A 14,682-nucleotide genomic window follows, 5' to 3' on the forward strand; every position below is an offset into this window, starting at 1 on the left:
ATTGTTTTTAAAAAAACTGCAAGAGGTGATGTATGTGAAGAAGTTTTTTGTTTTAATTTTACCGGTTATGTTTAGCTTTATGCTGGCTTTTTCAGAAAGTTATCAGTATTATATTTATCAAAACGATGCAGAGATTGGAAATATTATCGTGGAGTTTGATGCAGCCAATTATTTGGGAAAAACTACCTCTATTTTAAATATAGGGGAAAACACCCTAAGATTTGTTTCAGAAACAAAATATGATGATTCATGGACATTTCAAGAATATTCACTAGATATTTTTGTTTACAATCAAAAGCAAGGAACTTTGGTAAGTACTTACAACGGGAAAAAGGTCACAAATCAATTCAACGGTATAAATTTAAAAAATTATAACGTAGAAAACGTAATTATTTTAGATAATAACTTCATTTTAGACCATATATTCGCCCTTTATTATAAAAATTTGCCCGAAGGTAAATATTCAGCATTTGTTCCTCAATTGTCTCTAAACCAGACAACTTGGAACAATGCAATTTTAGACGTGGAAATTGAGTATAAAGATCCTCAAAATTTTGTAATTTTGTCTTCGGGTTTAGCACAGAATGTAGTCTTTCAAGACGGTAAAATCACCAAGGTTGAGATACCTTCTCAATCGATTGAAGTGACAATGCAAAAGAAAGAAGCAAAAGCGAAAAATTACGTTGAAAAAGAGATTGTTTTTGACAGCTTCGATGGCTTTAAATTGGAAGGTTCTCTGATGCTTCCAAAAGAAGTTGATAAAAATAAGAAGGCATTCGGTATTGTCTTGGTACATGGTTCAGGTTCACTTGACAGAAATGAAACTGGAGGAATACTTACACCTTTTTTGCACCTTTCAGAAGGCCTAGTTGAAGAAGGATATATTGTTCTAAAATACGACAAAAGAAATTTCACCATGGCAAAAAACGGCCAAAATTTTTCCAAGGTTATGCCAGACGTGTTTATCAAAGATGCAAAAGCAGCTATAAGATACTTAAAAACCCTACCAGAAGTTGATAAAGAAAAAATAATCGTTATTGGTCACAGTCAAGGAGCTTCTTTCTTACCTTATATAATTGAAGGAGAAGAAGTACTTGTTGCTGTTGCTCTTTCTCCAGCTTTGCTAGAGATTACAGAACAAATAGTTTACCAAGTAGAATATCAAATAGATTATTATAAAAAGCTTAATACTGACAATTCATTAGATAGTGTTATAGTAATGTTGGAAGACGTTTTGACAGAGGCAAAAAAAGTAAATGAAAGTATGAAAAAAGAAGAAATAGACCCAAACGAGCTATATTTAGATTATTATAGTGGAGAATTTTTAACTCGATGGAGTGAACTAAGTCGAAGTATGGTAGAAAAGTTTGTGAATATGAATGTTCCGTTATTAATAATCAATGGCACACAAGATTTGAAGACGCCCTACGAGCTCTTAAAAGAATATGAAAAAGAATTGAAAAAGAAAAATGATTTAGAAATAGTTTACATAGAGAATATGGCTCACGAGCTTGTCAACTTCCAAACATTAAAATTTGAAGATAAAGTAGTCGATCAAATCGCACTTTGGTTGGAAAGCCAGGGACTTTGATCAAAACCCCATTATCGCTGTTACAACAAATACAATTATGAAAGAAATAAGAGTTGTCAGACTCACGAAACTGCTAGCGAGTTCGGAGTCATAGTTGTTTTTTACCGAATAAACGATCGCCATCATTGCACTTGGTAGCAATGGGGAAAGAAAAAGAGAAATTCTTTGCAGTTCTGTACTTACAGGGATTAGTAAAGTGAATAACGAAACTATAAGTCCCAATAAATACTTTGTGGTTACAGAAATCGTTAAAATCCTTCTGTGAGCTTTTAGAGATACTATATTGAAATAAAATCCTACTAAAAACATTATCAAAAAATTATTGGCATCTTTTATAACCATCATAGGTGAAAGTACAAATTCAGGTAAATTAACGCCGTTTAGAAGAAATGCTAAAATTAAAGCTATAAAAGGAGGAAATTCAAACAGATCTACAATGTGGAACTTGCCTCCTTTTCCTTCAGCAACAGACTTGCCAACTCCAAATACGATAAAACTGTTTCCTAAGTCGTAAAGTGCAAAGTAAGTTATGGATTCAATGCCCCATAACATTTCTGCCAAAGGGTACATGAAAAGGCCAATATTCAATCCACAAAAAGCTAATAGTATTACTGTACTTATTTTTACATCTTCGATTTTTAAAGTTCTTAATAAAAACTTTCCACCCCAAAAGATCAGCAAACCACCTAAAAAACCTATCAGAACAAAAAATAATTTGGATAAATCTATTTGAGATGAAGTTATACCTATGAATACAGTCATGGGAAGTGTAAAATTGATTATCAAAGTTGTTAGAATATCACCCGTATTTTCAGGTAAAAATCTTTTAGATATGTTTCCTATGGTTGCTATTATTACGAAGTTTATAAGTGCCGTCACAAACTTACTCTCCTTTTATTGCTGAAAATATCTATTTTAGGAATTCTAACGGTAGTTCCATTCTTACAGTTTTTAAAGGATCAACCACTTGGCAAATCTGAAGATTTCCAATAGCGCTAAGCAAGAACATAGCTTTTTCTTTACTCAATTTATATTCTTGGCACAAAAAATGCACCATATTTTTTGTAGCTGTAATGGAAGCTTCATCTAAAGATGGCTTGGAAGCTAACGTATAAATATTTTTTTCAGTTTTCACCATAGGCAATTTCCAATCCTTGTCTTTTATTATATTGAATGAAACGGATACTTCAGCCGGAATTTCGACACCTGTTACGCAAACTTCTCCATCGCCCATAGCGGCATGTAAATCGCCTAAAGCAAATAAAGCTCCTTCAACATGTACAGGTAGGTACACGGTAGTTCCTTCTCCAATGATATTACAATCCATGTTTCCACCATGCTCTCCAGGTGTACCACAAGGAATACTTCCTTCTTTAGGAGCGGTACCAATAACCCCTATCATAGATTTTAAAGGGATTTCGTAGTCGTATAGAAAAGCTTTGTTTTCCTTTATTGGCACTATTTTTATAAAACTTCGTTCAAAAGCATCCTCTAAAACTCCCATATCTTTGCCCGTCAACATTACACCGTAATCTCGAGTTATTTTTATATTTTCTATATTAACTTCTAAAATGTCTCCCTCTTTTGCCCCTTCAATGAAAAGAGGACCTGTAGCTGGATTAACTTTTTCCCAGTTTATTGACTCGAAAGGCTGGTTCTCAGATCTTATTTCATCACTTAAAGCATCTTTTGTCTCTATGCAGATTTTTTCTTTGGGTTTAACTTTAGCTATAGGAGTATTTGTTTTAGAAAAATTAAATATAGAGTTTTCTTTTTTAATTTTCATCAACATTGATCACCTCTTTTGGTATTTTCTGTAAATTAAAGAAATACTTTTTAAATTTTTATTTTTATTTATATTTAAATTAAAAAGAATATAATATAATCAGAGTATATTTTATCATACAAATTTTAATTATCTATTACTATAAAAGATTCACAAAAAATAATTTTCAAAAAAAGAGGTTAGTATGGATATTGATGAAAAGGCAGTTAAAGAATTATTAGACATGTATGAGTCCGCCTCAGAGATGTATACAGGAGCAATAATGCGAATAGATCTGTCAGATAGGAAGATCTTGTATTCAGAAAATTTGAAACAAATAACTGGTGTTGGGAAAAACGAACTTCCCAATAATCTAGATGAATTATTAGCTCTTATAAAAGAAGAAGATGTTCAAAAGTTAACCGATAAAGTTTATAACAGTGAATACGAGACTGAGTGGACGTTGAGAGTTTCCCTGAAAAGGAATAAAAAAGGTTTTAATACCTTTGATTTAATCGGAAAGAGAAAAAGAAAGTATGATAAAGATGTTTTATACATTTTGGTTCGCAATCCTGATCAAAATTTTGGATTAATGAGCCCAGATACATTTTTTCCAAAAGAGATGTTTGACAATTCACCTCAGGCTATAGTTATAACTGATAAAAATAACAAAGTAGTAAGGGTAAACAATGCTTTTTTAAAAATGACTGGCTATACTCTTGATGAGGTTATAGGGAAAAATCCTCACTTTTGGGCTTCAAATATGCATGATAAGAATTTTTATGAGCAGATGTGGTACGAACTTAAATCAAAGGGATTTTGGAGCGGAAGAATAATAGACAGAAAAAAGAATGGTGAAATGATATTTTTGCATTCAAATTTCTTTGAAATTAAAGGATACAACAACAAAATAATAGGATATATGGCTATAAATACTGATATTACTAATAACCTTAAAAAAGAAGAAGAAATATTGAGAGTGCTGAAATATGATTCTTTGACAGGTTTACCTAACTTGAAAAGTCTATTGGAAAGAATAGAAAATGTTCTTCAGAAAAATTCAGAAGAAAATAAATTTGCTCTTTTAATAATGAAAATTGATGAATTACATGAATTAATTGATTTTCATGGGTTGGAAACGATGAATCGCGTTATAAAAGAGGTAGCCGAGAAAATTACTGAAATTGTTGGCAAACGATACTTTGTTTCAGTAATTTCGAAAGATGAGTTTGCTTTTTTTGGAGCTTTTGAAGGTATAGATGAGTTAGAAAGTCTAGCGACAAACCTTTTAAAGAAGTTATCAACACCTGTTCAAATATTGGGTGAAAGAATTTTTTTGAAAATAAAGATAGGTATAAGTAACTATCAAGCAAATTCAACAAGTCCTGAAGATTTAATAAATCAGGCAGAAATGGCTTTAAAAAATTCAATGAGACAATCTATCAATTTTTATTCACCCGAATTATCGAAAATTTTTGGATTTGAAAAGAAAATCGAAGATGAGATAAATTTAGCGTTAGATAATAATGGACTATTGATGTACTTTCAGCCGCAAATAGACACAAAAGGGATGAATATAATAGGTGCCGAGGCTTTAATTAGACTGCAAAAAGCGGATGGTTCCATTTTGTCTCCAAACGTATTTTTAGGTATTGCTAAAAAGAAAGCACTCATGGAGAGGATCGATCAATTTGTTTTAGAGGAAACAATAAAGAATGCAAGAGTTATAAATGAATCATTGAATAAAAACATAAGGATTTTTTTCAATGTCTCAAAATCATTTTTTGAAAGAGAGGATTTTTTATATAGCATTGAAAGTATGTTGCATAGATATAATTTAAACCCCTCCTACTTAGGAATTGAGCTAACAGAAGATCTATTCATTGAAGATTTTTATTCAGCTCAGAAAAAAGTAGAAGCTTTGAAAGAAATAGGATTAAAGATAGCCCTTGATGATTTTGGAACAGGATTTTCTTCTCTTTCCTATTTAAATAAATTGGATATTGATAAGATAAAAATAGATAAAAGTTTTATTGATAATGTTTTACATGACGAGACGTCTCAAAGATTAGTATCAAGTATTATTTCAATGTCTAAAAGCTTAGGATTTGAAGTTATTGCAGAAGGTGTGGAAAATAAAGAACAGTTATTGTTTCTTCAAAAGGAAGGGTGCTACGAGGTACAAGGTTATTATTTTAGTAAGCCTTTACCCTTTGAGCAGTTCAAACTTTTTCTTAAAAGAGAAAGAATTAGGATATAAACGGGAGAGGGAAATGACAACAACGATTGAAGAAAAAATAGATTCTATAAAAAAGGAAATGAAAGAGATAATAGGTAACAAAAATTTGTATATAGCTTTTTCTGGAGGTATGGACAGTACTGTTGTGGCATTGCTTGCAAAAGATATTTTGCCCCAAAGTAAGATTACTTTGGTAAACGTTTGCTTTGGTGGTTATTCTTACTCAAAAGGATTAGAGGCCGTTTTAACCTTATCCAAACAGTTGGGTTTAAAATTGTTTTTTTCACGTGGTGAAGAAGAACAGGAAGAGATAATGTACCATGGTCCAAATTGTAATCAATGTACAAGGATTGTAAAAATCCGAAAGGTAAAGCAGTTTTCTTATAAGGGAATAGTCGCTTCAGGTGCAAACTTATCTGATTCATGGGGTAATACTGGGATTAAGTTTTTTGACGGAATATACTCTCCCCTTTTAAATTTGAACAAAGAAGAAATCCAGGAGATTTTAAAGTACTATAATATAACAATACCAAAAATTGGGGAGAATAAAATACGAGAGGGATGTAAGTACAAGCATTTATTAAAAATGTCTGTAAATAGAGATTATCATTCAAGAGCAGATATCATTGCCAACGAAGTGATTCACGATGTGCTTGATTTTTACGATGTTCAAAGAGAGATCGCAAACGTTAAAATCATCGGTCCTCTTTCGAAAAATATTGCTCTGATTAATGTTAAACCTTTACCCTCTAAAAAAATTTTAGAAGAGATAAAAAATCTCCTTCAGAATGAAGAAACAATAGATTTTGTTGATATAGTAGATGCTGCTTTAAAGCTCAAGATTTTGGTAAATCCAGGTATATATAACAACGAAGAGTCGAAATACTGGATATTAAATGGGAGATTGGCTCCGGAATTTGCTATGCCCATAACCGCAGAATGGATAAAAAGCTCAAACTACAAACTCTGGACTTTCGCTGTAGTGGATTATAATAAGCTCTAAAAAATGGCAATTCTACCCCTTTGGATAGAATCGTGATATAATGTTAAGGTAAAAAAATTTATACTATAATTAGTATTTGAGGGAGATTGTATGGTATATATAATTATCATTTCTACTGTACTTTTGTTTATATTGGTCTATGTTTTCTACACGGGGATAAAAACCGCTATCTATGTTCGAAGAATTGTTAATGAAAAAGATAAACCACCTGCTTTCGCTCCTCCCAGTCCAAAAAATGTTATAAGGGAACGCTTTAAAAGTTCTCTTTTTGAAACGGCTATTACCTGTTTAGAAAACGAGGTTGAAAAGGATTGTGCACTTGAATCTATCATTGAAAAGTTACCACTCTTTTTAAAAGCCGATTCTTGGAGTTTTTTATTGACTCCAAATAATGATGAATGGAGATTTTTATTCTGGTCAAAGGATTTAGACTTTCTTCCTTTAGAGGAAGTAGCCTCAGAAATACAAATCAGTGGAGAGCATATTAAAAAAGTAATTGATACAAAAAAAGTACTTTTCATAAAGGACACTAAAAAGAATAGCCTGTGGTATCAAAAACATAGCTTGTCTAAATCTTGGTTGGGCATACCGATTATGGTAAAAAATGAAATAATAGGTGTTTTGAATGTTGATTGGTTTAAGCAAGCAAAAGTATCGAAATTTGAAAGAGAATTAATAAATTACTTTTTAGAAGACATAGATAGAGTCTTAAAAACTGTTTTTTCTGTGAGCGAACAGTTTCTCAGTTCAGAGTTAGATATATTAACCCAAGTGTATAATAGAAAAGCCCTTGAAAAATATATCTCTCAATATAAATCCGATACTTCAAAAAAGGCGGTTATTTTTCTGGACTTTGACAATTTTAAAAAGATTAACGATAATTTTGGTCACACCGTAGGGGATCAAGCTTTAAAAATTCTTACAAAGAGAATTCAAAATTCTATTAAATCTGATGATTTAATCTTTAGGTACGGAGGAGACGAATTTATTATAATAATAGATGAAATAACGGAGAACATTAGTATTGATATAATAATACAAAGGATCAAATCAACTGTTAAAACCCCAATAACGTTCAACGATATGTTGATAATATCTTCTATAAGTACAGGTTACTGTCTTGTCCCTGAAGAAGCTCCTGATATTGAGAAAGCCATTGAAATAGCCGATAAAAGAATGTATTTGGAAAAAGAAATACATTAATTAATATTAAGGGGGTATTACTAATGGGTATATGGTTGATCATTTTGTTGATTTTATCTGTTATTTTTATAATTTTTGCAACTGCAAGGTTAACACTGCACCCTTTCTTAGTTTTGTTGTTCACTGCTGTTTTGTTCGGTATTTTTTCTGGAATGAGTTTGACGGAAATAGTTGATTCAATTACCGGTGGTTTTGGAGGAACGCTTGGAAGTATAGGCATAGTGATCGCCGCTGGTACGATAATCGGTACTTTCCTTGAAAAATCTGGTGGTGCTTTTAAGATGGCTGAAGCTACTTTAAAATTAACTGGGGAAAAGAGAGTTCCGTTGGCTATGGCTATAATAGGTTATATAGTTTCCATACCTGTTTTTTGTGACTCTGGATTTGTAATCCTTTCTCCTTTAAATAGGGCTGTTACGAAGAGGGCGAAGTTCTCCCTTGCAGCAACTGGTCTTGCTCTGAGTCTTGGATTATATGCTACACATACGATGGTTCCTCCTACCCCAGGACCCATAGCAGCCGCTGGGATCTTAGGCGCGGATTTGGGAATGGTTATATTGATTGGGTTGATAGTTTCTATTCCTGCCATGCTTATAGGCGTATTATATGCCAATATAATGGGCAAAAGAATATATATTGAACCAGAACCAGAATTGAGCGATGTCGAGATAGAGGAAAGAACTAAGAAAGCTCCTTCGACTTTTAATTCTTTCATGCCCATAGTTGTGCCTATCATATTGATTCTTTTAAAATCAATTTCTGATTTCCCAACCAGACCTTTTGGGGATAGCGCTGTTAGAAGTTTTTTTGGGTTCGTTGGTAATCCGGTAATCGCTCTTTTAATTGGAGTTTTAATAGCTTTCACTTTACCCAAAAAATTAGATAAAAAGATGCTTTCTTCAAGTGGTTGGGTAGGTGAAGGGTTGTTGAATGCTGCATCTATTATTTTGATAACGGGAGCTGGTGGTGCATTTGGAAAAGTTTTACAAAATTCAGGAATTGCAGATGTATTAGGAGAAGGGTTGGCTACAGCTAATTTGGGTATTTGGCTACCATTTATCGTAGCTGCAGCGATTAAATCTGCCCAAGGTTCTTCAACTGTTGCTATAATAACTACTGCGTCATTAATGGCTCCATTAATGAGCTCTCTAGGTTTGACCACACCTGCTGCAATAGCATTGTCTGTTGTTGCGATTGGAGCTGGATCCATGGTGGTATCTCATGCTAACGATAGTTATTTCTGGGTTGTTTCACAATTTTCAAGAATGAGTGTCAATCAAGCTTATAAACTTCAAACGCTGGGAACTTTGGTAGAAGGAGTCACAGCGGCAATTATTATATGGATTATAAGTTTAATAATTTTGTAAGGAGTTGATTGTTTGAAAAATTTACGTGAAGATGCCTTTAGGATAATAAAAAATTCAATAGATTCTGTTTTACCAGAAAAAGCTGTTCAACAAGAACTTGAGAAAATGAGTTTAGAAGATAATATTCACATAGTTGCTATAGGAAAAGCTGCTTGGAGGATGGCTAAATCAGCAAAAGATTTTTTAAAGGATAAGGTAAAAAATGGAATAGTTATAACAAAATATGGTCATTCTCAAGGTACAATAGAAAGCCTACAAATATATGAAGCGGGTCACCCTATTCCAGATGAGAATACTATAAAATCTACAAAGAAAGCTATAGAATTGGTACAAAATTTACGCGAAAATGATGTTGTACTATTTCTTGTTTCTGGAGGAGGATCAGCCCTTTTTGAAATTCCAGTTGAGGGTGTTAATTTAGAAGACATAAAAAATGTAACAGATATGTTGTTAAAATCTGGAGCAAATATAGTGGAAATAAATACGGTGAGAAAACATCTCTCTCGAGTTAAAGGAGGGAATTTTGCGAAGTTAGTTGAACCTGCAAAAATATATTCTCTTGTTCTATCTGATGTGTTAGGTGATAGATTGGATAGTATTGCTTCTGGTCCTGCATACCCTGATTCTACCACCCTCGAAGATGTGGAAAAAATAATAAAAAAATATGACTTAACACTTTCAGAAAAAATCTTACATGCCCTAAAAAATGAGACTCCAAAACATCTAGATAACGTTGAAACAAGGATTATTGGTAGTGTAACTAAGGTTTGTGAAAGTGCTGTCAAAATTGCTCAAAATTTGGGATATAATACTATGATTTTAACAACTACGCTTGACTGTGAAGCGAAAGAAGCTGGTTCATTTTTAGCAGCCATCGTTAGAGAGGAAAAAGAAAGAGAAAGACCTTTAAACACTCCTTGTGCAATAATTTTAGGAGGAGAAACGGTAGTTCATGTTAGAGGAAAGGGTAAAGGAGGAAGAAATCAAGAACTGGTTTTATCAGCAGCTCGAGGTATTAAAGGATATCAAGAAGTTTTGATAGCTTCAGTAGGAACAGATGGAACTGATGGCCCAACGGATGCGGCCGGTGGAATAGTTGATGGAGAAACGGTTAACAGATTACAAGAGAAAGGAATAGATGTTGAAAAGGTATTAAATAACAACGACTCATATCATGCCCTACAAAGTGTTGACGGTCTAGTTATAACAGGTCCTACCGGCACAAATGTAAATGATTTAACTTTTATACTCTGTAATTGAATAGTCAATGTCTCAATTTCTTAATAAACTCGTACGTTAATCTGGCGGTGATGCCCCAAATAATTCTATCTTCGTAAACATAGAAATAAACAGGGTATTTACCAACTCTCCAGTTATAATCTTTTCCATTAGGGATAAGATCATAAGGGAAACCTTCATCTATTTCGTTTGTAAGATAAGTGTTATGAACTAAAGGTTCATGAGATAAGAAATATTCTAAAGGTACAGTAAATACTTCTTCCACTTCTTCATTAGGTTTTATTGTGTTGACGTTTATATTCAAAAAACCAACATATGAATATATTAAATAATTAAAGGGAGTAAGGAGATAATCCGCAGCTCCCAATATTTCTACGTTATTTGGTTGTAAATTCAATTCTTCACAACTTTCTCTAATGGCTGCATTTTTTGGTGTTTCATTTGCCTCAATTTCTCCTCCGGGAAAAGAAACTTCTCCAGGTTGTCTCACTAAAGTCTTTGATCTCAATTCGTATAAAAGGTGTAAAGAGTTGTCTTTTTGTATCAAAGAAATCAACACAGAAAAACATTTTTCTACTCCTATAGGTTTTGGAGAATAATCTTTAAAAATTTCTTTAATTTTATCTAGATTCACATAATCACCTTATTTACCAAAATCTTTCAGAAAGTAGTTCCGCAATAGCCTCCAAAAATGATCGATCATCTTGATTAAAAGGGGCTTTTTCGTGACTATCAATATCTATTTCACCAACAATATTTCCCTTTTTATCAAATATGGGAACAACAATTTCCGCCTGTGTTTTTGGGCTGCATGAAAGATAGTTCTCTTCTTTGCTAACATCATCAACAACGAAGGTTGCTTTTGTGCTCGCCGCTTGTCCACAGATTCCTTGTCCAAACTTTATTTTTGTGTGTTCTGTTGGCTCTCCAACAAAAGGTCCTAATACAAGCGAATTACCATCTCTCTCATCGACCAGATAAAAACCTACCCAATTATAATAAGGTATCCTTTCAGCTAACAATTGAGAAATTAATTTTAAAATACTCTGCTTATCGTTATAATTTTTATCACTGATAATAGTTTTTATCTTATCGTATAAAATCCAAAAGTCGGCTTTTTTCTTATTGGGTGTTGTAGAATTAATGAATTCCATTATTGCTTCTTCTATTAAGCTTTTTGGATCGATCTTATCCCTGTTGAAATAAAAATAAAGTATATCTACACCAATTATTGTTCCTTTGAATGATTCTAAAAATTCGTAAGGGCTCTCACCCATGAATACAGTTAAATAAACCGCATAATCTCCCCTGTCAAGTTGAAACTTTTCAGAGGATTTTGTCAGATCCTTGATGATATCAGCTTTTAAATCTTTTATAATTTCTTGCTTGTACCAAAAAGCCTTGTCAAGTTCCCTTCTTCCAATTTTTTTAAATTTTTCAACAATCTCATCTTCTTTGATACCTTTTTTTTCTTGATAAAGATTTATAAAATCTAAAGTTCTCTTGTAATCCTGCCAAAATAAATTCCACTTTTCTTTTGGATAAGTTAATATTTCAAAAAAATAATCAGTAAAATCTCTAAAAACGCTTCTCATTAATACAATGGACCTCCTTTTGATTTTCCGACAATTATTTAAATTATATCAAAATTGAATCATAAAATAAAAAAAACCACCTTTTCTGAAGAAACGGGCTTCCGCCTCTTAAGGAAAGGTGGATGGTGCCGAGGGCGGGACTTGAACCCGCACGGACTAAAAGCCCATAAGATCCTGAATCTTACGCGTCTACCAATTCCGCCACCTCGGCTTATTAACTGCTATTCGTTTAAATTATACCACTACAAAGGAATTTTGTGAATACCTTTCGGGATATTTAATAATGTAACTTAGCATAATTATATATTAACTAAATAAATGTTTGTGCGTTACTTTTTGTGTATTAAATATTCAATTGTAAATTTATAATTTTTGAAATTGGGATTCTCCAAAAACCAAATACTTTAGAAATAAAATTGTTTTCAAAAATTAGATTTAGATTTTAAAGGGTAAACCCTTTCGCAGTTTTGTGCAAAAAGCTTTTTTAAAATAAACTTTGATTTTGAACTTGGGGATCTTAAGGGGTTTACCCCTTAACGATTGGGTGAAAGGGCGCTATATACGAAGTTTTAGAGTTTCTAAAGGCAGTATAATCCAAAAAAAACTTAGGGAGGTTGGATAAATTGGAATTAACGCAACTCATAAGAGAAGCGGCAAAAACTCTTGAAACACCTTTTTTAGTGTTAGATACTAATTATGTAAAGGAAAATTATTACAAGCTCAAAAATTCAATCAACGATGTCGAAATTTTTTATGCGGTAAAAGCCAATTCACATCCTAGCATACTTGAAACATTAAGAGATTTAGGAGCTTCTTTTGATGTTGCATCAAGAGGGGAAATAGAAAAATTAATGAAGTTGGGAATTTCTACAGATAAAATGAGTTTTGGAAATACCATAAAGAAAGAAAAAGATATAAAATTTGCCTGGGATAATGGAGTCGAATATTTTGCAGTAGATGCAGAAATGGAAGTCGAAAAAATTGCAAGAAACGCTCCAGGTGCGAAAGTATATGGAAGATTGTCAATGAGTTCCAATGATTCAGATTGGCCACTGTCAGGTAAATTTGGAACAGATGTCGATCATTTAATAGAAATCCTCAAATATGCAAAAAGAAAAGGTCTAATACCTTATGGGGTATCTTTCCACGTTGGCTCACAATCATATAACAAATACAAGTGGAAGGAAGCAATTTTGAATGCCAGCGAGGTTTTTGAAAAACTTCACAAGCAAAAGATTGATTTAAAAATGTTGAATCTAGGTGGTGGCATTCCAGTAAAACATACAAAACCAGTTCCGGAAGTAGAAGAAATTGGAGAAGTAATAAATGAATCGATCAAAGAGTATCTTGGTTGGGTGGAAGGATTAAGAGTTTTATCTGAACCCGGAAGGTCTATGGTTGGGAATGCTGGAATAATTGCATCAAGAGTACTTTTAAGAGGTAGAAAGGGTACACAAAACTGGGTGTTTTTAGATACTGGGGTTTTTCACGGTTTAATGGAAACCATTGAAAATTTCAGGTATGAAGTGTTGGTGGAAGGTAAAGAGTATTCCGAGACAACAACTATGACCTTAGCTGGCCCTACCTGTGACAGTGTAGATACTATCTACGATGAAATTGAGTTACCAATCGATATTGATTATAATGATATAGTATATTTCATAAATACAGGTGCTTACACCAATGAATATGCGACATCCTTTAACGGTATAGAACCACTTAAAGTATACACAGTCGAAGATTTAGAAGCTTTGTTAAAAAACAATATACTATTAATGGAAGAAGTACAAAGCTAATTGCGTAAAATTTATATGAGGCCTGGTTTTAAAGGCCTCATTTTGTGCGCCCAGCATGGGCAATAGCTAAGCGGTGAAAGTCCGCTGTGGGCCTGGTAGCGGGAACCACTAGTCGAAGGCAAGGGTGTCCATCGTGAGGTGGAATCTGAAGGAAGCCCAAGGCAAAGTCCCGGTCCGATGAACAAGAACCAGATACAAGGCTAAGTGAAGTGGACGAGTTTGCAAGGCAAAACGAAGTCCAATAGCTATCCAGAACTTCACGGAGTATATCTGGCTGATAGACGGGATGAAAGTAGAAGAACTCTTTGGATATCTCAAACAACATGGAGAAGAATTAAGACAAGAGCTCCTTGAGGGAAGGTACACCCCGAAGCCGGTAAGGAGGAAAGAAATACCGAAACCGGATGGAGGGAAAAGACTACTAGGCATACCAACAGCAATTGACAGAGTAATCCAGCAATCCATAGCCCAGGTGTTGACACCGATTTACGAAAAGAAATTTGTAGATAACAGTTATGGATTCAGGCCATTACGAGACGCAAAACAAGCCATACGAAAAAGCAAAGAATACCTAAATGAAGGGCACACATGGATAGTGGACATAGACTTAGAACGCTACTTTGACACAGTAAACCATGACAAACTGATGAGGATAATATCAAAAGACGTAAAAGATGGCAGAGTGATATCCCTGATAAGGAAATACCTCAAGAGTGGGGTAATGGTAAATGGGGTAGTAATAGAAACAGAAGAAGGGACTCCACAAGGAGGACCGCTATCCCCATTACTAAGCAACATAATGCTCCACGAACTTGACGTAGAACTAACGAAAAGGGGACACAAGTTTTGCAGGTATGCAGACGATTCCTGAGTTTGACAGTTAC

At 33.5% G+C, this 14,682-nt stretch carries 11 protein-coding genes, 1 tRNA gene and 1 pseudogene; 8 read left to right on the top strand and 5 right to left on the bottom strand.

The genetic code is table 11. The annotated features are described in order from the left end of the window. Positions 1–34: 34 nt before the first annotated feature. The gene (locus X927_RS09375; protein WP_169925223.1) at positions 35–1,591 is read left to right on the top strand and encodes an alpha/beta hydrolase family protein; all 1,557 of its coding nucleotides are present in this window, start codon (positions 35–37) and stop codon (positions 1,589–1,591) included. Here the strand turns inward: X927_RS09375 and X927_RS09380 are convergent, their stop codons facing one another. Both X927_RS09380 and X927_RS09385 read right to left on the bottom strand, forming a co-directional pair. After that, positions 1,592–2,470, bottom strand: a complete 879-nt coding sequence (locus X927_RS09380) for an AEC family transporter (RefSeq protein ID WP_103077799.1) — start codon at positions 2,468–2,470, stop codon at positions 1,592–1,594. 31 nt (positions 2,471–2,501) lie between these two features. Next, positions 2,502–3,380: an acetamidase/formamidase family protein gene (locus tag X927_RS09385; protein WP_342750029.1), complete on the bottom strand. Its 879-nt coding sequence runs from the start codon at positions 3,378–3,380 to the stop codon at positions 2,502–2,504. Positions 3,381–3,561: 181 nt separating this feature from the next. Between X927_RS09385 and X927_RS09390 the strand changes: the two genes are divergently transcribed. From X927_RS09390 to X927_RS09410, 5 genes are all read left to right on the top strand, one after another. Next, entirely contained in the window at positions 3,562–5,616 is a 2,055-nt protein-coding gene (locus tag X927_RS09390; RefSeq protein ID WP_103077800.1) for a GGDEF domain-containing phosphodiesterase, read from the top strand. 13 nt (positions 5,617–5,629) lie between these two features. Next, entirely contained in the window at positions 5,630–6,598 is a 969-nt protein-coding gene (locus X927_RS09395) for a phosphoadenosine phosphosulfate reductase domain-containing protein (RefSeq protein WP_103077801.1), read from the top strand. A 90-nt stretch (positions 6,599–6,688) separates the two neighbouring features. Then, positions 6,689–7,801, top strand: coding sequence for a diguanylate cyclase domain-containing protein (locus X927_RS09400; protein ID WP_103077802.1), 1,113 nt, complete (start codon positions 6,689–6,691; stop codon positions 7,799–7,801). A gap of 23 nt (positions 7,802–7,824) precedes the next feature. Then, the gene (locus tag X927_RS09405; RefSeq protein WP_103077803.1) at positions 7,825–9,168 is read left to right on the top strand and encodes a GntP family permease; all 1,344 of its coding nucleotides are present in this window, start codon (positions 7,825–7,827) and stop codon (positions 9,166–9,168) included. Between the two features lie 12 nt (positions 9,169–9,180). Then, the gene (locus X927_RS09410) at positions 9,181–10,428 is read left to right on the top strand and encodes a glycerate kinase type-2 family protein (RefSeq protein WP_103077804.1); all 1,248 of its coding nucleotides are present in this window, start codon (positions 9,181–9,183) and stop codon (positions 10,426–10,428) included. Between the two features lie 4 nt (positions 10,429–10,432). Here the strand turns inward: X927_RS09410 and X927_RS09415 are convergent, their stop codons facing one another. The 3 genes from X927_RS09415 to X927_RS09425 all read right to left on the bottom strand — a co-directional run bounded on the left by X927_RS09415 (position 10,433) and on the right by X927_RS09425 (position 12,213). Then, entirely contained in the window at positions 10,433–11,041 is a 609-nt protein-coding gene (locus X927_RS09415) for an NUDIX hydrolase (protein ID WP_103077805.1), read from the bottom strand. A gap of 13 nt (positions 11,042–11,054) precedes the next feature. Next, complete coding sequence (locus X927_RS09420) at positions 11,055–12,002, bottom strand: GAF domain-containing protein (protein ID WP_211287859.1); 948 nt, start codon at positions 12,000–12,002, stop codon at positions 11,055–11,057. A 123-nt stretch (positions 12,003–12,125) separates the two neighbouring features. Then, a tRNA-Leu gene (locus X927_RS09425) sits at positions 12,126–12,213 on the bottom strand. Between the two features lie 412 nt (positions 12,214–12,625). Here X927_RS09425 and X927_RS09430 point away from each other — a divergent pair. Together X927_RS09430 and X927_RS09435 are read left to right on the top strand one after the other, a co-directional pair. Further along, a complete protein-coding gene (locus X927_RS09430) occupies positions 12,626–13,798 on the top strand; it encodes a type III PLP-dependent enzyme (RefSeq protein ID WP_103077806.1) in 1,173 nt (390 codons plus the stop codon). A gap of 277 nt (positions 13,799–14,075) precedes the next feature. Beyond that, positions 14,076–14,663, top strand: a pseudogene (locus X927_RS09435) (reverse transcriptase domain-containing protein); the annotation flags it as partial. Positions 14,664–14,682 lie beyond the last annotated feature (19 nt).

This window comes from Petrotoga mexicana DSM 14811 (genome assembly GCF_002895565.1).
Classification (GTDB): Bacteria; Thermotogota; Thermotogae; order Petrotogales; family Petrotogaceae; genus Petrotoga; species Petrotoga mexicana.